Annotated in this window: 6 protein-coding genes and 4 pseudogenes; 8 read left to right on the forward strand and 2 right to left on the reverse strand. The window is 33.8% G+C overall.

All coding sequences use genetic code 11. The features are described 5' to 3' along the window. Window positions 1-5 precede the first annotated feature (5 nt). The 8 genes and pseudogenes from BWGOE10_RS34020 to BWGOE10_RS12905 all read left to right on the forward strand — a co-directional run bounded on the left by BWGOE10_RS34020 (window position 6) and on the right by BWGOE10_RS12905 (window position 16,560). The gene (locus tag BWGOE10_RS34020) at window positions 6-89 is read left to right on the forward strand and encodes a hypothetical protein (protein ID WP_354267861.1); all 84 of its coding nucleotides are present in this window, start codon (window positions 6-8) and stop codon (window positions 87-89) included. 214 nt (window positions 90-303) lie between these two features. Then, window positions 304-612, forward strand: a pseudogene (locus BWGOE10_RS33130) (sigma factor); the annotation flags it as partial. Further along, window positions 604-954, forward strand: a pseudogene (locus BWGOE10_RS32880) (hypothetical protein); the annotation flags it as partial. The pseudogenes BWGOE10_RS33130 and BWGOE10_RS32880, both read left to right, overlap by 9 nt. 501 nt (window positions 955-1,455) lie before the next feature. Then, window positions 1,456-3,158 (forward strand): annotated as a pseudogene (locus BWGOE10_RS12885) (M4 family metallopeptidase). Between the two features lie 518 nt (window positions 3,159-3,676). Further along, entirely contained in the window at window positions 3,677-6,247 is a 2,571-nt protein-coding gene (pulA, locus tag BWGOE10_RS12890; RefSeq protein WP_070143046.1) for a type I pullulanase, read from the forward strand. A 781-nt stretch (window positions 6,248-7,028) separates the two neighbouring features. Then, on the forward strand, window positions 7,029-8,006 hold the full coding sequence (locus tag BWGOE10_RS12895) for a SagB/ThcOx family dehydrogenase (protein WP_070143048.1): 978 nt from the start codon (window positions 7,029-7,031) through the stop codon (window positions 8,004-8,006). A 32-nt stretch (window positions 8,007-8,038) separates the two neighbouring features. Further along, window positions 8,039-15,049 (forward strand): non-ribosomal peptide synthetase, encoded by a 7,011-nt coding sequence (locus BWGOE10_RS12900; protein ID WP_070143050.1) that lies wholly within the window; start codon window positions 8,039-8,041, stop codon window positions 15,047-15,049. A gap of 56 nt (window positions 15,050-15,105) precedes the next feature. Next, window positions 15,106-16,560, forward strand: a complete 1,455-nt coding sequence (locus tag BWGOE10_RS12905; RefSeq protein WP_070143051.1) for a pyridoxal phosphate-dependent decarboxylase family protein — start codon at window positions 15,106-15,108, stop codon at window positions 16,558-16,560. A 147-nt stretch (window positions 16,561-16,707) separates the two neighbouring features. Here the strand turns inward: BWGOE10_RS12905 and BWGOE10_RS12910 are convergent, their stop codons facing one another. Beyond that, window positions 16,708-17,664 (reverse strand): alpha/beta hydrolase, encoded by a 957-nt coding sequence (locus tag BWGOE10_RS12910; RefSeq protein ID WP_070143053.1) that lies wholly within the window; start codon window positions 17,662-17,664, stop codon window positions 16,708-16,710. A 938-nt stretch (window positions 17,665-18,602) separates the two neighbouring features. Beyond that, window positions 18,603-18,761 (reverse strand): annotated as a pseudogene (locus tag BWGOE10_RS30000) (alpha/beta hydrolase); the annotation flags it as partial. Window positions 18,762-19,189: the final 428 nt, after the last annotated feature.

Genomic DNA, 19,189 nt, shown 5'->3' on the forward strand with positions numbered 1-19,189 from the left:
AGTATATTTATTTTTATAACTATAAACGGTTCCAAAAACGACTCAACCACCGAGCTCCGATAGAATATCGAATCTCGATGGCTGCTTAGTCTTTTTAATATTGTCTACTTGACAGGGATAAGACCATATATAGGTCTTTTTTTTACGGATAAAATTAGTATTTATATTTGACCTTGATTTTGACATTTATACAAAGACAAAACAAATGTATTTTTTAGCACATAATAAAAAAAATTGTCACAAAAATTGATTTTCTGGTTTCTCTATAATGCAGGCATCAAATGAGAGCGAGGTTTTACTTACATGTTAAATATAAAAAGTGAAGAGAGGAATGTTTCAGATATAACATTTGAAGAGTTGTTTAAACGAAACTATGTTTATGTTGTTAAACAAATATTATGGATTATTAAAGAACAAACAATCGCTGAGGAATTAGCGCAAGAAGTGTTTTTACAACTGTACCGTACAGATTGGAAAGAAGTTGAAAATTTACGTGGATGGCTTATTAAATCATCTACTTATGTAGCCTATAACTATATACGTTCTGAAAAGAGACATCAGGCAAGGGTTGATAAAGAAATCCAGTATCAAGAAATTCAAAATGATTCATCTGGGTTAGATATGAAAAGTGATGGAAAAATAAACGGACAACAAGAAGAAAATCCTGAATATAACACGAAGAATGGTATGTTCTCGCAGTTAGCGTTTATCCAAGGTACAGATAGTCTACCATTTGAATTAATGGCAGAAGGAATAAAATTAGAGCATGTAAGCATTCGAGATAAAGACAGACCAGAAGGTGTCATTACATTTGTTGAAGGTCATGAAGGAAAAGGATCTTTTAAACAACCACTTACTTTAGATGTAAACATAAATAAAATTGGAAAAGTAGCTGGATTTTGGAAAGGTCAAATTCAAATTGATCCTGCAAAATTAAAAAATAAAACAAATTAAAATGAAAAAAAGAATAAAACAATGCATGTCGAGTGCTATCTTTATCTGTTGCCTTGCTTTAATTATGCTTATTTCTTATATTATTTTAACTGTATCTTTTATTTACTAATGAAGTTTATAAGTTTAACTAGTAAATAAAATAAATTGAAGTTAAATAATCACTGAGAATTTTAATTTATTAGATGAAGAAGTTTTAAAAGTTTATTGTGCAGAGAAATCACATAATAAGCAAGTAAACGATTGAATGAGACGAGCATATACTAATAACTGACACAATGCATTTATGATTTATAATCGTATTGGATGAGCACCTTAGGGGGCTCTTATTTTATTGAATTTAATGAACTTATAGGAGCTGTTCTATATTTATATCATCGACCTTAAATTATGTATTTTTGCGTAATATTACATAAATTGCGTATTTTCCCTTTTTTTCGACAATTATAGAAAGTATACTTTGTACAAGCTTAATATTTCAAAAAATAATACGAGGTGAAAAACATGAAAAACAAAAAAACATTAACTACTGTAGCGTTAACAACAGGGTTAGCTTTAACAGCTATAGCACCATACGGAGTAGGTCATGCAGAGGAAACCGATCAACTACAAGTTCAGATTCAAGAGGACTCGTTCCGTACAGGTGAACTTACACAACCGTCACAAAAGGCACCAGAGAATGTAGTAAAAGATGCTCTTAAGGAGAAAACAGAACAAGCTTTGTCTCCAAAACAAGTAAATGGAGAAACTGGAGTGGATTATAAAGTTCTTCAAAAACGTGGTTCGTATGATGGAACCACACTTGTACGTATACAACAAACATATGAGGGGAAAGAAGTATATGGGCATCAACTAACTGCACATGTAGATAAAAAGGGTGTTATTAAAAGTGTTTCAGGAGATAGCGCGCAAAATTTAAACCAAGAAAATTTAAAAAAACCTAGTAATCTATCAGAAGAAGCAGCGAAACAATATATTTATACAAAGTATGGGAGCGATATCAATTATATTTCTGAGCCAGAAGTAAAGGAAGTTATTTTTGTTGATGAAAATAATGGACAAGCTAACAATGCATACCAAGTTACATTTGCGGCAGCAACACCAAACTATGTTTCTGGAACCTATTTAGTAAATGCACAAAATGGGGATATGTTAAAGAATATGGTACAAGAATCTAACTTAAAAGCAAGTGAAAAACTAGTTGGAGCCTTAAAGGAAAGTAAAAAAAGCAGTCTTACATCATTAACTGGAACAGGAAAAGATGATTTAGGTATATCTCGTACATTTGGTATCTCTAAACAAAGTAATGGAAAATATGCACTTGCTGATTATTCAAGAGGGCAAGGAATTGAAACATATGATGTGAATTACAGAGATATTACTAAAGAGGAAAGCTATTATCCTGGTACAATAGCAACTAGTACTTCGACAACATTTAACGATCCAAAAGCGGTAAGTGCTCATTACTTAGCAACAAAAGTATTTGATTTTTATAAAGATAAATACAAGCGTAATAGTTTTGATAATAAAGGACAAAAGGTAGTTTCAGTTGTACACGCTTGGGATTCTGAAGATACGAATGATCCGAAAAATTGGCAAAATGCATTAAGTGCTAATAATGGAAGTATGCTTGTATATGGAGATCCTATTGTCAAGGCGTATGACGTAGCTGGACATGAATTTACACATGCTGTTACTTCTAGCGAATCTAATCTGGAATATTACGGAGAATCTGGTGCAATTAATGAAGCGTTATCTGATATTATGGGAACATCTATTGAGAAATACGTAAATAATGGAACATTTAACTGGACGATGGGAGAACAAACTGGATCTGTTTTCCGTGATATGGAAAACCCAGCTTCCGTTCCATCTTCACATGGAGTACCTTATCCAGATGATTACAGTGAATTTAACGATTTTAATGGATGGGATCAAGGCGGCGTTCATTTTAATTCTAGTATTATTAATAAAGTTGCGTATCTCATTGCAAAAGGTGGAACACATAACGGAGTAACTGTCAAAGGAATTGGGGAGGATAAAATGTTTGATATTTTCTATTATGCAAATACAGATGAATTAAACATGACTTCTAATTTCAAAGAATTAAAATCAGCATGTATTCGAGTGGCAACAAATAAATATGGGGCGAATACAGCTGAAGTACAAGCAGTTCAAAAGCATTTGATGCAGCAAAAATTAAATAAGTTAGAAATATAGTTTTCATTCATATATTAATACATTATGAAAAACAGCTAATGTCATTTTAAGGATATTAGCTGTTTTTTTACGCAGCAATGCATTATTGAAAATAAACTTACTAAGCAATAATCACGCTGTCTATCTTCAATAAGTTGCGAAAAATATATAAGGTTTAAAGTGTATAAAAACAGAAAATTAATAATATATTGACCTCTTAATAGAAAGTGCTATAGAATGAAAGCGATAACAAACGTTTTCTTTAAAATGATTTCCCTGATCCTTTAGTATTTACAAATATAAGATGGAATAAACAAATCTATTTTTTTGAGTTTTAATGCAAACGCTTTCGTAAGGAGCGGTTCCATCTTATGTTTGATTTTCGTATTAAAAGATCGTTGAAATACATACGTAAAAATAGCCAATATGGAGGTGAAGGAAAAGAGATTTCTAGATTAAATTAAACCGTGTTACGTAGTATGAGCATAATAAAGTGTTCGTACTATTTAAAGAAAGGGTGTATGTGGTGCGAATTACAAAAAGATTAATTAACAAATCGTTTTTATTACTTACCATAATCATTATGTTATCATCTGTTTTTTCTTTTCAGAGTGTGAAGGCAGTTTCGAATTCGAAAACAACTGAAATTACCATTCATTACAAAGAGAAATCTGGAAATACAAAAGACTGGAATCTTTGGGTGTGGGGAGAAAATGCAAACGGTAAATCTTATGAATTTACTGGTGAAGATGAATTTGGAAAATACGCTAAGATAAAAATAGATGGTGACTATAATCGTGTAGGATTTATAGTTCGTACCAATGAATGGGAAAAAGATGGAGGTGATCACTGGGTTGAAAATATAAGGGATGGTCGTGCTGAAGTATGGATCCTTTCGGGTGATGAAAAAGTATATGATTCTAAGCCTTCTTCTGATCTCTCTATTCAAAAAGCTACTATTGATAGTTTTAATGAAATCACTATAAATACTAATATTCCGTTTAATATTAAGGAACAGAAAATTGAAATTGAAGGCGTTAAAATTAAGGGAATTAGTCCTTATGATAAAAATAGTGGAGATATTACTAATAAGGTTAAAATAATTACGGAACAGAAAATTGATTTAAAACAAACATACAAAGTTAAAATAGCAAACTTAGCTGATGCGAATACTGAAATCGGTAAAGTCATTCGTAGCGAAGAATTTGATAATCTATTTTATTATAGTGGTAATGATTTAGGGAATGTACATACTCCGCAACATACAAAGTTCCGTGTATGGGCCCCTACTGCGAGTGAAGCGAAGTTAGTTACATATAAAAAATGGAGCGATAAAGTAGGTACTGAAATAAACATGCAACAAGGTGAAAAGGGAACTTGGACAGCAGAACTAAAGGGGAACCAAAAAGGTCTCTTTTATACGTATAAGGTGAAAATTGGCGATAAGTGGACTGAAGCGGTTGATCCGTATGTGCGTGCTGCTTCTGTAAATGGCGATAAAGGTGCAGTTGTTGATTTAGAAGAAACAAATCCGAAAAAATGGAAAGCAAACAAAAAGCCAAAATTTAAAAATCCGGAAGATGCTATTATTTATGAATTGCATGTACGCGATCTTTCCATCCAACCTGAAAGTGGTATTAAGCAGAAAGGGAAATATTTAGGGGTAACAGAAAAAGGAACAAAAGGACCTGAAGTTGTAAAAACAGGACTTGATCATATGAAAGATCTTGGTGTTACTCACGTCCAATTTTTACCGATATTTGATTATGCTTCAGTAAATGAAGAGACTTTAAATGAACCACAATATAACTGGGGATATGACCCGAAAAATTTCAATGTCCCAGAGGGCTCCTATTCTACAAATCCTTATGAGCCAACTGTTCGAATAACTGAATTAAAGCAAATGATTCAAACACTGCATGATAATAATCTTCGTGTTGTGATGGATGTAGTATATAACCATATGTATAACGCCGCTGAGTCTAATTTTCATAAGTTAGTTCCTGGTTATTATTATCGTTACAATGAAGATGGAACACTTGCAAATGGAACTGGTGTAGGAAATGATACCGCTTCGGAACGAAAAATGATGAGGAAATTTATGGTTGATTCTGTCACATACTGGGCAAAAGAATATAATTTAGATGGATTTCGTTTTGACTTAATGGGTATTCATGATTATGAAACGATGAATGAGATACGTAAAGGTGTTAATCAAATTGATCCTTCTATTATTCTGCATGGAGAAGGCTGGGATTTAAATACACCTCTAGCAGCTCAATTAAAAGCAAATCAAAAAAACGCGGAGAAAATGAAAGGGATTGCTCATTTTAACGATAATATACGTGATGGATTGAAAGGTAGCGTATTTGAGGATAAAGATAATGGTTTTGTAAATGGAAATCAAAACATGGAAGACCGTATTAAAAAAGGCATTACGGCAGGTATTGACTATGATACAAATTCGTCTACTTATCAAGATCCAGAGCAGGTGCTAACTTATGTGGAAGCACATGATAATCATACATTATGGGATAAACTTGAGTTGACTAATCCAGGTGAAAGCGAAGAAGTGCGAAAACAAATGCACAAATTGTCTTCTTCGATTTTATTAACATCACAAGGTATTCCATTCTTACATGCAGGACAAGAGTTTATGCGCACAAAATATGGTGATCATAACAGTTACAAATCTCCTGATTCAATTAACCAGATGGACTGGTTACGCCGTGCAGCATTTAATAATGAAGTAGATTATATGAAGGGCTTAATAGATTTACGCAAAAAGTACTCAGCTTTTCGAATGACATCTGCAGAGCAAATTAAAAAACAGGTATCTTTTATTGATGCTCCAAAAAATGTTGTAGCTTATGCAATAGATGGAAAAGGCAATGGAAATAAAAGCGAATACTTTATGGTGGCTCACAATGCAAATAGAGAAGCCATGGACATAACTCTTCCATCGAAAGGTCCTTGGAAAGTACTAGTAGACGGTAAGCAGGCAGGTAGTAGAACGCTTTATGTTGTCCATGACAATAAAATTAAAGTTCCTGCATTAAGTTCATTTGTTTTAAAAACAGAGAAACCGATTAAATAAAAGCAAATAATGTGGAAGTATTTACTGAATTGAGCAAAATGAATACGGATCGTAAATGCAAAAAGCGAAGTGAGGGTTGTTTTCACTTCGCTTTTAAAGTTAATGTAGTATAATTTCACATACTGTAATTATATTACAATTTAATAAGAGAAATAGACAAGAGGTTATTGTTATTAAAGCAGTAGGGAGAGGAGATATCTTAGTATTTATTTATAAAATAATCTGAAACACATTCTTAATCTATATAATTCTTATTATACATACAAACATCTAACGGGCTAGATGTACGAGTTTTTATTTGTTCTTACAAATCGTTTGAAAAATAACAGAGGCGTAAAGATGTATGGAATTAAAATAGAGAAAAGACACCTAAAATGGTGTCTTTTCTCTATTTTAATTGCGATATGTTAGTAACTCACTTGTATGTAATAGATCTTATGAGAAAGTTTTATCGATATAATGATTAAAACTTTCTCAATATTATTTTGTTCAATACCTATATTCATCTGCTTTCCAATCCATTACAATAATTTCACATTGAAAATACATGAATATTCTCAATGTTCAAAATGGTTTATACCTTATAGAATTACTATGGGAAAGGATGTGAAATGTCTAATAAAAAATTTTAATGAAGAAAAAGTTATTTCATTATCCTCAGACTTCCTTGAAGTACATGTATGTATAACTACTATGAGACAAGGAGCAGAATCTAAAGATTATTTTTTGTAGATTGGAAAAGTTTATTTTAAAAATAAGTTAAACAATTATGGAGGGGTATATGAGCGAGCAAATTTATTATTGGTCTCCCGTTAAGCATTGGGAGAAGTTGCATAATGAAGTTTTGATAGAGGAAACGAGATTTACAGGCGTTCTGTCTGATTGGTTTCCTGAGTTTTATTTTTTGACTCAAAAAGGTGTGACGATTAATGAGCTAGTAGACCGCTTTTCGTTAGGAAATGAAGAAGAAGCAAAAAAAATAATAGAGCTTATGATAAAAAATCGTGTGTTAGTAAGTAACATATTACATCCAAGAGAAGTATTTTCCACACAAGAAAAAATTTTTCCAAATCCATATAGCAACCAGATTCGCTTTTCTAAAGAGGATTTAGATAAGTATATGAGTGAACAATTGAATCGAACACACCATGCTGTGCGGTCAACCGAAATTCAACTTGAAACAACAAATGAGTTACCTACTATTATCAAGGAACGTAGGTCTTGTCGCCAATTTGATATGAAAAAACATATTAGTTTTTTAGAATTTTCCCAATTCATATCAACTCTAAAACAGGTTGGGGAAGAAAAAATATACTATCATTACGCAAGTGCAGGCGGACTCTACCCTATTGATATCTTTGTTTATATAAAACCAAAACGTATAGAAGGTATGAAAGCTGGTTTTTATTATTATAACCCATCAAAAAATAATCTTGTGGTTGTTAACAATATTGATCAAGTAATCAAAAGTGATCATGAATTAGTTAACCAGGATTTATTTACTCAGTCTGCCTTTTCAGTTTATTTAGTCTATAATGCGAACGCTTCCATCCCGAAATACGGTTCAGATGGCTATTTATTTGCTTGTATTGAGTCAGGCATCATCACTGCTACCTTAAATATGGTGGCTGAGACATTAAATTTAGGAGTTTGTTCAGTTGGTCATATGAAATTTGAAGAGATTCAGCAATTTTTATGTTTGGATAACCATCAAGTATTTCTCCATGGACTTGAAGTTGGCTTGAAAATTAACGAATAGATGAAATGAATATTAGGGGGATAAAGATAAAAATGCACATTAAAGATCGAAGTTCGATTCATGAGAATAAAGAGGTAGAGGCGTTTTGGAAGGAGCAATTATCTTCCGAGGTTCTCGATTTTTCTGTATTTAATAGCGGTTACCAACTAAATAAAGAAACTCCTAGCGAGCACGTTCAAGTCATAATGAATGTAGAGTTTAGTAAAAGTATACTAAAAGTAAGTAAGTCTCAAGATTTATTATTATTTAGCTGGTTACAGGCCGCGTTAAGGATTTGTTTGGCACACTATACAGATCAAGAAAGGATTACTATTGGTATTCCTGTAATTGAAAAGAATATTGAACAAAGCGAGAATCTTAATAAATTGATTCCTTTAGGAAGTGAAATCCATCCGCATCACAGCTTTAAAGAAGTAGTAAATCAGATTGAACAAACGACTTTATTCGGGTATGACAATCAGAATTATCCACTTTCTGAATTATTAGCGAAACACCATTTAACTCCTTTTCAAATTGTTATTGGGATGGAAGGATTACATAATAAAAATTCGATAGAAGAATATGCAGAGAATAATTTAGCCATATGGATACGAAGAAAATGGAATGAAATACATAATGAATTTGAATTTCAAATTTCTTTCAAGTCTCATTCATTCTCTTCTTTGCAACAGTTTGCAAATTCATATCTTTATGTTTTAAAGCAAGTGTCAACAAATTCGAATTTGGCTGTGAAAGATATTTGTATCATTTCAGAAGAAGAGAAAGAGTTGCTAGAAGAATTGAATCAAGGTCAGGCGGACATAGAATTGTCTCAATCATTTCAAGATTTGTTTGAGGAGCAAGTGTTAAAAACCCCAGATCAAATTGCTGTTGTTTGTAATGATCAATCTTTGACATATAGAGAATTGAATAAGAAAGCAAATCAATTGGCTTCTATTCTTCAAAGTAAAGGTGTTTCGAAAGAAAGTATTATTGGAGTTATGGTAGATCGGTCATTGGAAATGATCATTGGCATGGTGGGGATTTTAAAAGCAGGAGCAGCGTATTTACCAATCGATCCTAACTATCCAAATGAACGAATTGAATATATGTTACAAGATAGTCAAGCGAAATGTTTACTGAGCAAGCGAACAGAAGTAGAATTGCCGCAATTTGCGGGTGAAGTGCTGTATCTTGATGAGGAATATCTCTTCCAAGGTGAGGAAAGTAATTTAGTTCGAGAAAGTTATCCTAATGATTTAGCTTATGTTATTTACACATCGGGATCGACAGGGAATCCAAAAGGGGTAATGGTAGAACAGAAATCTCTTGTCCATTTTTTAAGTGTAATGAGAGAAAAAGTAATAGATAATCAGTCATTCTTGTTTCTTGCTAGTGTATCTTTTGATATCTCCTTGTTAGAAATATGTCTGCCTTTAACACAAGGTTCGAAAGTAGTTATTGCTACAGAGGATCAGTTCGCAACAAAAGAATTGGCTTATTTGGTCAAAGAACATAAGGTGGATTTATGGGAATCAACGCCATCGCGAATGGAAGTGATTTTGAGTGATCCAGAAGAGGCAAATTTTCTAAAAGATTTAAAATCTATTTTGTTAGCAGGAGAAGCATTTTCCATTGATTTGGTTGAAAAAATTCGATGCATCAGTGAAGCGAAAATTTTAAATATTTATGGTCCCACAGAAACAACCATTTGTGCAACAGTAAAGGATTTGAGCTCTGCCAAAGAAGTTACGATTGGAAGTCCCAACCCGAATTATCATTCCTATATATTGAATAAGTATGGTCAATTACAACCATTTGGAATTCCGGGTGAACTCTGCATTGGTGGCGTGGCGGTAGCACGAGGGTATCTTGGGAAATCTAAACTGACAGATGAAAAGTTTGTGCCGAGTCCTTTTATGGCAGGAGAAATGATGTATCATACGGGTGATCTCGTTCGTTGGTTGCCTAATGGAGAACTTGAATATCTAGGTCGAATGGATCATCAAGTAAAAATTCGGGGATATCGGATTGAATTAAGAGAAATCGAAAGCCAGTTAAGGGAATATCCAGAAATAAACCAAGCAATCGTTGTTGATCAAGTATATGGAAATAGGAAATTATTAGCTGCGTACTATGTATCGGATAATAAGGTTTCTTTTGATGAAATCAGAAAATATTTAAGTGATAAATTACCTGAGTTTATGATTCCTAAAAAAATGATTCAGGTGGAAGAGATTCCGTTGAATCCAAATGGGAAAGTAGATAGGAAAAGGTTATTAGATATAACACAAACAGATTATGTATCAATTCCATACGTTGCCCCGCGCAATGAAATTGAACAAAAATTGGTGCATGCATGGGAAAAAGTTATGGAGATTGAGGGAATCGGTATTCATGATAATTTTTTTGCTTTAAAAGGTGAATCGATTAAAGCACTACAGGTAATTAATTTATTAAGAAAAGACTGTTTGAAAATAAGTACAACAGATTTTTTCAAACATCCTACGATTGCTCAGCTTAGTTCTTGTGTAAAGTTAGAGCAAAAAGCGGAAAACTTTGGAAATAGACCAACTCATGTTAAAGATTTGTCTAAGCCATTTCCTTTAACAGAGGTTCAGACAGCGTACATGTTAGGACGGGATTCACAGTTTGAATTAAGTGGTATTTCACCTCAAACATATTTTGAATATGAAACAAAATTGGATATCAATCGTCTTTCACAAAGTTTTCAAAAGGTAATTCATCGTCATCCAATGTTGCAAGCTGTAATTTTACCAGAGGGAAAACAGCAAATATTACAAAGCGTTCCTGATTACGAGATTGAAATAGAGAGTCTCATAGATTTAGATGATGGGAAACAAGATGCTCGCTTGCAAGAAGAACGTTCTCGAATGACTAATCATGTGTTTCCTTTGGGGCAATGGCCTTTGTTTGAATTAAAAGCCTTTCTTTTAAAAGAAGATACGTATTTATTATGTTTTCGATACGATGCTTTATTAATGGACGGAGCAAGCATGAACATCGTTGGACATGATTTGTTTCATTATTATTACAAACTAGAGCAAAGATTAGAACCTCTATCTTTTGATTTTCAAGATTACATGTTTATCTATGATGAAATGGAACAAAGCACAGAATATAAAACAGCAAAAGATTATTGGACAAGTAAGCTTCCTGACTTTCCGTTTGCGCCTTCTTTGCTGTTAAAAAAGGATCCGGTAGAGATTGCTACTCCTAAATTCCAATCACTTACTAAGATCCTGGACAATGAAAAATGGACAAAGCTACGAAAGTTAGCACAAGAGAAAGAAGTAACTCCTTCGGCTCTGCTTTGTACAATATATGGTGATGTGTTGGCATATTGGAGTAATCAACGTCGATTGGCAATTAATTTGACTGTATTTAACCGTTATCCTGTTCATGAAGAAGTAGAGCAAATTGTGGGAGATTTCACTTCACTCATCTTGTTGGATGTTGATGTGAATCCAGATCAATCTTTCTTTACTAGAGTAAAAGAAACGCAATCTACTTTATTAGATGGCCTTGAACATCGCCATTACGATGGAGTTAATTTCATTCGAGATTTTACTCGATATCATCAAATGACGCCAAAAGCAGTTATGCCAATTGTTTTCACCTCGATGCTAGCAGGTGCGGGTGCTTTTGCTTGGGAACAGCTTGGTTCACTTCGCCATATTCATGCTCGGACTCCACAAGTGTATTTGGATAATGTGGTAATTGAAAAAAATGGAGAGTTATTAATTAGCTGGAACTATGTTGAAGAATTGTTTGATGTTGATGTGATAGAAGCAATGTTTGCCCAATTTGTTGACTTATTGGAACAATTGGTGAAACAAAGCGATGTAACATCTTTGCAGATGAAAGAATCGGATCAAACTTTAATTGAGCAATACAATGAGACAACAGAAAAAATACTTTCAACTACTCTGTATCAATTATTTACAGACCAAGTAAAACGTACACCGGATGAAGTAGCAGTGGTTTTTGAAAAAGATTGGTTAACATACTCGGAGCTTCATAAACGCTCCAATCAAGTTGCACACTTCTTAAAAGAACAAGGAATCGGTCTAGGTGACAAAGTTGGCCTTTTAGCACAAAGACGAGTTGAGACAATTGCTAATATGATAGGTATTTTAAAAGCAGGTGCCGCTTATGTTCCGATTGATCCCGACCATCCTTTAGATCGCCAAACATATATTTTAGAAAATAGCTCATGCAAACTTTTATTAGAACCTAGTCTTTATGAAGAAAACCATTTGTCATTATATACAACAGAAGATATGCCTGCTATTGCTGGTCCGGAAGATCTTGCCTATATTATCTACACTTCAGGAAGTACAGGAAAACCGAAAGGAGTAATTATTACTCACCAAGCGGTTACAAATACCATTCAAGATATTAATCAAAAATATCGGGTAAATGAAGATGATCGTATTATTGGTATTTCTTCCATGTGTTTTGACTTATCTGTATACGATATTTTCGGAACGTTAAGCACAGGTGCAATGTTGGTAATGATTCGTGACCCAAGAGACATGCAAGAATTAATCCGTACCGTCGAACGTAGAGGAATTACAATTTGGAATACAGTGCCTGCAATCATGGATTTGGCATTAGAGCAAGTAGGTTCTCATTTTGAACATTCTTCCTTGCGTTTAGTTTTACATAGTGGAGATTGGATTCCACTTTCTTTACCAGAAAAAATAAAACGACATTTTCCGATGGCAGAAGTAATTTCACTAGGAGGAGCAACAGAAGCATCGATTTGGTCAATTTATTATCCGGTCAATCAGGTGGAATCACATTGGAATAGTATTCCATACGGGATACCTTTGGCAAACCAAACGTATTATGTGTTGAACTATGAAAAGAAAATGTGCCCTGTTGGTGTAATTGGGGATTTATATATCGGGGGAGTGGGCCTTGCTAAAGGATATTTAAATGATGAACAGAAAACAAATGAAGCATTTGTATCACATCCTGATTTGGGTCTTATTTACAAGACAGGAGACTGTGGAAAAATGCATCCTGAGGGATATATTGAATTTTTAGGCCGCCAAGATTATCAAGTCAAAATTCAAGGATATCGAGTAGAGTTAGAAGAAATCGCCCATTGTCTTCTAACTTACAAACAAGTCGAACATGCAGTAGTGATTGATCAGACAGATGAGTATGGTATAAAATTTTTAGTCGCATATGTGGTAATTGAGCAAAATATTAGCACAACAGAACTACGAAAGCATTTGCGAGATCACTTGCCAGATTACATGATTCCTTCTTATTTTGTTTATTTGGAACAATTGCCCTTGACTCCAAACGGGAAATTAGATAGAAAAGCGCTCCCTACTCCGGAGAAACAAACAAATGAAGTATTTATTGCTCCAAAAACTGAAATGGAAAAAATATTAACTAGTGTTTGGCAAGAAGTACTCAAAGTAAATCGGGTTGGAGTAAATGATCATTTCTTTGCCTTAGGTGGAGATTCGATAAAAGCGATTCAAGTTTCCGTCAGACTGTATAGACAAGGATTTGAGCTAGAGCCAAAAAATCTATTTTCATTTCCTATATTAGGAGACATGGTTCAATTTGTTAAAAAGCTAGACCATTTTTCAAATTCGCAAACAAGTGATGTAAACAAAATGAACGATAATAAATTTAAATCACTAAATGTTAAAGATAAACAACTTAATCAAAATACACTTACCAAAATACAAGAAAAAATGCCGGATATAAAAATAGAACGTATTTACCCATTGGCACCTTTCCAGGAAGTTATTTATGAACATGCTGCGACTGAACCTGATACAAATGCATATTTTGAACAAATAATTTGGGCACTTGAGGGGGAGCTGGATATTAATCTCTTTATTCAGTGTTTCCAACAATTAGTTGATCGCCATGATTCTTTAAGAACGATAATAGTGCAAGATGAAAAAGCAAAACCTTGGCAAGCTGTTCTACATGATGTTCAAATGATTTCAGAGATAAAAAACTTGCTTGAGATGACGAAACAAGAACAGCAAAAATTCCTAGACCAATGGATGAATGAAAATTTAAGTCAAGGATTCAAAAATGATGAACTTATGAACCGCCTCTGTATATTCCAACTAGGTAATAATGAGCATAAGGTAGTTTGGAGTTCCCATCATCTATTATGTGATGGTTGGAGCGTCAGCATTTTGATAGACGAATTATTCCAGCTCTATGAAACAATAAATGCGGGAACTACGGCGGTGTTACCTAAGGTAAAATCTTTTGAAACATTCATAGATTGGACTTTAGCACAAGATCATGAGAAAGCACGTCATTTTTGGCGGGATTATTTATCAGGATACAATCGAAAAATTAGTATTCCTAAAAAGAAAGGACCAACTCAAAGTGAAGGGTTAAATTTCACATTTATGGATTTAACATTAGATAAGGAGTTGACTAATCAGTTACAGACATTTGTGACTAAAAACAATATAACTATGAATTCGGCATTACTAGCTGTATGGGGAATATTGCTTGGCAAATACAACGGAATGAGAGAAGTAGTATTACCTAATCTAGTATCAGTCAGACCTCCCGAAGTAGAAGGGATTGAAAATATGTTCGGTCTGTTCACAAATGTTTTGCCTATCCGACTAGCATGGACAGAAACGCAATCTTTTGTGGACTTCCTGCAAAAAGTACAACTAGAAACATTGAAATGTAATGAGTATGCATACTATTCATTTGTTGATATACAAAAACAAAGTGAATTAAAAAATCAGTTGACTGACCATCTTTGGGTTTTTGAAAACTATCCAACTAACTCAGCTATCTTTTCTTCAAACGAAAACAGAAATTTTGCCATCACAGATCACGAAGTTGTTGATGAGCCGCATGTAAAGTATGGAATTATGTGCTTCCCTGAAGAGAAACTTACAATAAAGTTTGGATATGATCAAACCGTATATGAAGCGGAGAAAATACAGGAAATATTGAATCACATCCATCAGTTAATCAACACGATTCTTCAAAATCCAATACAGGCAATCGGTGATTACAAATTATAAAAAAATAAAAAGGCGAGCAAGAACTCGCCTTTTTAAATAGAATAGGGGTAAACCAAATGACAAAAAACTTGCAGTTATCAGCCGAAGAGATGCGTCAGTTAGGATATCAAGCGGTGGACTTGATTGTTGATCATATGAATCATTTAAAAAGTAAACCAGTTTCGGAAACGCTTGATAGTAATATTTTTAGAGACAAGCTAATTGAAAAGATTCCAGAAAACGGATCCAATCCAAAAGAGTTACTTCATTTTCTTAATAACAATGTGTTTAATCAAATTACTCATGTGGATCATCCTCATTTTATGGCTTTTGTGCCAGGTCCGAATAATTATGTTGGTGTAGTAGCAGATTTTTTAGCAAGTGGGTTTAATGTATTTCCTACAGCTTGGATAGTAGGTGCAGGTGCTGAACAAATTGAATTAACGACAATCAACTGGTTAAAATCAATGCTAGGATTCCCAGATTCAGCTGAAGGGCTATTTGTCAGTGGCGGTTCCATGGCTAATTTGACTGCACTTACTGTAGCGAGACAGGTCAAGCTGAATAATAACATAGAAAATGCGGTTGTGTATTTCTCTAACCAAACTCATTTTTCTGTAGATCGAGCACTTAAAGTATTAGGGTTTAAACATCATCAAATTTGCCGAATTGAAACAGATGAAGATTTAAAAATTTCAGTTAGTACTTTAAGAAAGCAAATAAAAGAAGATCGAGTAAAAGGGAAAAAACCATTTTGTGTTATTGCTAATGCAGGGACAACGAATTGCGGAGCGGTTGATTCCCTCAATGAATTGGCTGATCTCTGTAGTGATGAAGATGTATGGCTGCACGCGGATGGGGCTTATGGGGCTGCAGCAATTCTCAGTGAAAAAGGAAGGGAGTTGTTAAGCGGAATACATCGTGCCGATTCTTTGACGTTAGACCCGCACAAATGGCTTTTTCAGCCTTATGATGTTGGTTGTGTACTTATTCGAAATAGACAATATTTAAGTGAAACATTCCGTATGATCCCAGAGTATATTAAGGATACGGAAACTAATATAGAAGAGAAAGTGAATTTTGGGGAGCGTGGAATTGAACTTTCTCGTAGATTTAGGGCATTAAAAGTATGGCTTTCTTTTAAAGTATTTGGAGTCACAGCTTTTCGCGAGGCAATTGATCATGGCATTATGTTAGCTGAACAAGTTGAAGAGTTTTTAAGGAAAGAAAAAGATTGGGAAGTGGTAACACCTGCCCAATTAGGAATTGTTACTTTTCGTTATATTCCTTGTGAGCTAACATCTACAGATACAATTCATGAAATAAACAAAAAACTGGTAGAAGAAATTAATCAAAGAGGATTTGCTATGCTAAGTACGACTAAATTAAAAGAAAAAGTAGTAATTCGACTTTGCTCTATCAACCCGAGGACAACAACAGAAGAAATACTTCAAATCATGATGAACATAAAAGCATTGGCAGAGGAAATAAACACATCATCTAAACATCTTATATCTGTTTCTCAGTCTTAACATATCGGGTTTAAGCAATTTAAAGTCATTTTTCAGGTGAATTTTACATATGAATAGCCGATTCTTATTTAGAATCGGCTATTCTGTTTGAAAGGCAAAAACACTCACAAACAGTACACATTTGTGAGTGTTTCTCTTGTGAAAAGACTAAACTTCTATCTTAGCGATTTTTTCAAAACCAGTCTTTACTGCTTGTACCATTTCGTTCACAGCGTAAATAGATACCTCGGCATTTGGATTTAATCCTTCAAACCAGTGATAGGCATTTGGATATAAATGAAATTCGACATCAACACCAGCTTGCGCTAGTTTGCTTACATAGGTTAATGTTTCACTGCGGAATGGATCTAATTGACCAACAAATGTGTAAGTATATGGCAAATCACTATAATCCTCAGCTCGAGAAGGCGCTGCATAGGCAGGGATTTGATCCGTTCCATACATTTCTCCTAAATACATTTTCCAACCAGCTTCATTTGCCTTTTGATTCCAAACAAATCCCTCTTTAATTTCATTCGTTGAAGGTGTATTATTTCGGTCATCAAGCATTGGATAGAGTGGCATTTGTAAACAAATCGAAGGATATTTTCGATCTCGGGCTAATAATGATAATGCTGCTGTTAGTCCACCGCCAGCGCTTACTCCTGCAACCCCAATTCGATTCGAATCAATGTTTAATGACTTTGCATTATCAGCAATCCATTTTAAAGCTGAATAACAATCCTCAATTGGTGCTGGGTAAGGATGTTCAGGAGCTAAGCGGTAGTCTACAGACACGACCACACAGCCAACTTCTTTTGCAAACCTCATACAAGTATCATCGTTATCATCTATAGACCCTAAGATATAACCACCACCATGTATCCATAATAAGACAGGTAAAGATTCATTATTTGATTTTGGACGATAAATTCTTAATGGTAACGGATTAGCATCTGGTCCAACAATGATTTCATCTGTTAACGAAAGGGATTCATCAACAACTGTAGGTGGTCTCATTTGAGCTATTCCTTCTCTGATTGCTTGCAAGTTTTCCGGGCGTAAATCGAGATCTGGAAACATCTCTAACCCTTGTAATAACTCTGGATTTACTCTTGTTTTCATTTTAGCACCTCTATTTGTAATTGTTTTCGAATAAATGAAGTGTATTCTAAGTAGTTTAATTGTGAAAAAACATCACAATTAAATTGTAAATTGGATATGTCTTAGTAGTCAACAGAATATTCGGAAATTAAAACCTTTCTCAAGAAGGAGTTTCATGCAACCAGTAATACAAGTGATTGATTTAGGAGTAAAGTGTTTTCATGTCGTTGTAGTTATTTACACTTAGTTTTCTAATTGAACCAGGAGGTGATCCGTTTTATTTTAATGACATATTGCAAGGGATACCTGTTCGAATTCATACTCGGAAAGGATTAATACATTTTCATTCCTTAATATATAATTCAGGGAAATACTCATGGGCAGGCATTAATATAGGAGAACAGTACAAATTAAAATAACTGTTTAAAAAAATTCCTTTTATTTGGCTAGAAAAGGAGTAGATTCTTTTTTCCTTATATAGACTCATGAAGAAGTATGAAAATCAGAATTTATAATTCAAAAGCCAGCTTAAAGTAATTGCAATAATTACTTTGGATAGTAATCTTAAAAAAATAAAAAAAGAGAAGAACTCACCAATGTTCTTCTCTTTTTTATGTGTAATTAGGGTTTCCATAACTGTAGATATGGATGGTGTAAATTAATGGATGAATAATTTACTCTTAAAATTATAACAGAACAAATAAAGAATATTATATGTAATATTGCATATGAAGGGTAAACAACAATAATTTCTTTTGATAAAAAAGAGCCACTGGTGAAATGATAAGTAGCGCTTTTTCATATGGCGAGTTTGTTTCATAGTTACTCCCTAAATTATATATCATTTTCCAATCATGTAAGGATAAGGGAGATGACAGAAGATAGGAAGATTTAAAAACGAGCTTGGTAAAAAATGAAACATTGCAAGTATAAGATTCTGTACTTAGTAATCTCTCGCTTTAAGGCATGATATTGGGTAAGTGTGGGGAGTTCAATCGATTCCGAATAAAATTGATAGTATCAGTTGCAATTTTTTTACGTTTAAGAACAATCCCGGCATGTCCACATGTATAAATATATCTTGTAGGTCTTTCCTAGGATTCCCACAAGTAGTTGTCTGGCCTGCTGTTAAATCAATACTAATTGTATTGTTTATAAAAGAAGCTAAGGACTATGCTTATCAAGCTAACACTTTGAGGTACCCCTAAAACAAAAATTTCATATCACTACAACCATTATTTATGAAAAATTAGGTTATTTTTTTCGTTTTGGGGAACAATGAATTTCTTAGCTTGATGGCGATGTGGTGCTACCCCACATCCATCAACTTAAGGTATATTTCCATACAAAATGTTGTCTTTTCACGAGTCTTTTATTATTTTTTATAGATATCATGAAAGTAGGCACATCAAATAAACTCTGACGGGTTTCAAATTTTTCGCTATGCTACTTGATGAGCAGAAGTGGTATACTCATACACAACACCCAAAATATCAAAGACTGTTTTTTTCTCATATCTGTGGGATTTTCGTCCGTTTCGCTGTAG

Origin of the sequence: Bacillus mycoides (assembly GCF_001757995.1) — a bacterium.
Taxonomy (GTDB): Bacteria; Bacillota; Bacilli; order Bacillales; family Bacillaceae_G; genus Bacillus_A; species Bacillus_A mycoides_B.

Bases quoted from the DNA above. Each gene is read 5' to 3' on its own strand.
- BWGOE10_RS12900 (WP_070143050.1), top strand. From the start codon at position 8,039: ATGCACATTAAAGATCGAAGTTCGATTCATGAGAATAAAGAGGTAGAG.
- BWGOE10_RS12905 (WP_070143051.1), top strand. From the start codon at position 15,106: ATGACAAAAAACTTGCAGTTATCAGCCGAAGAGATGCGTCAGTTAGGA.
- BWGOE10_RS12910 (WP_070143053.1), bottom strand. From the start codon at position 17,664: ATGAAAACAAGAGTAAATCCAGAGTTATTACAAGGGTTAGAGATGTTT.
- BWGOE10_RS12895 (WP_070143048.1), top strand. From the start codon at position 7,029: ATGAGCGAGCAAATTTATTATTGGTCTCCCGTTAAGCATTGGGAGAAG.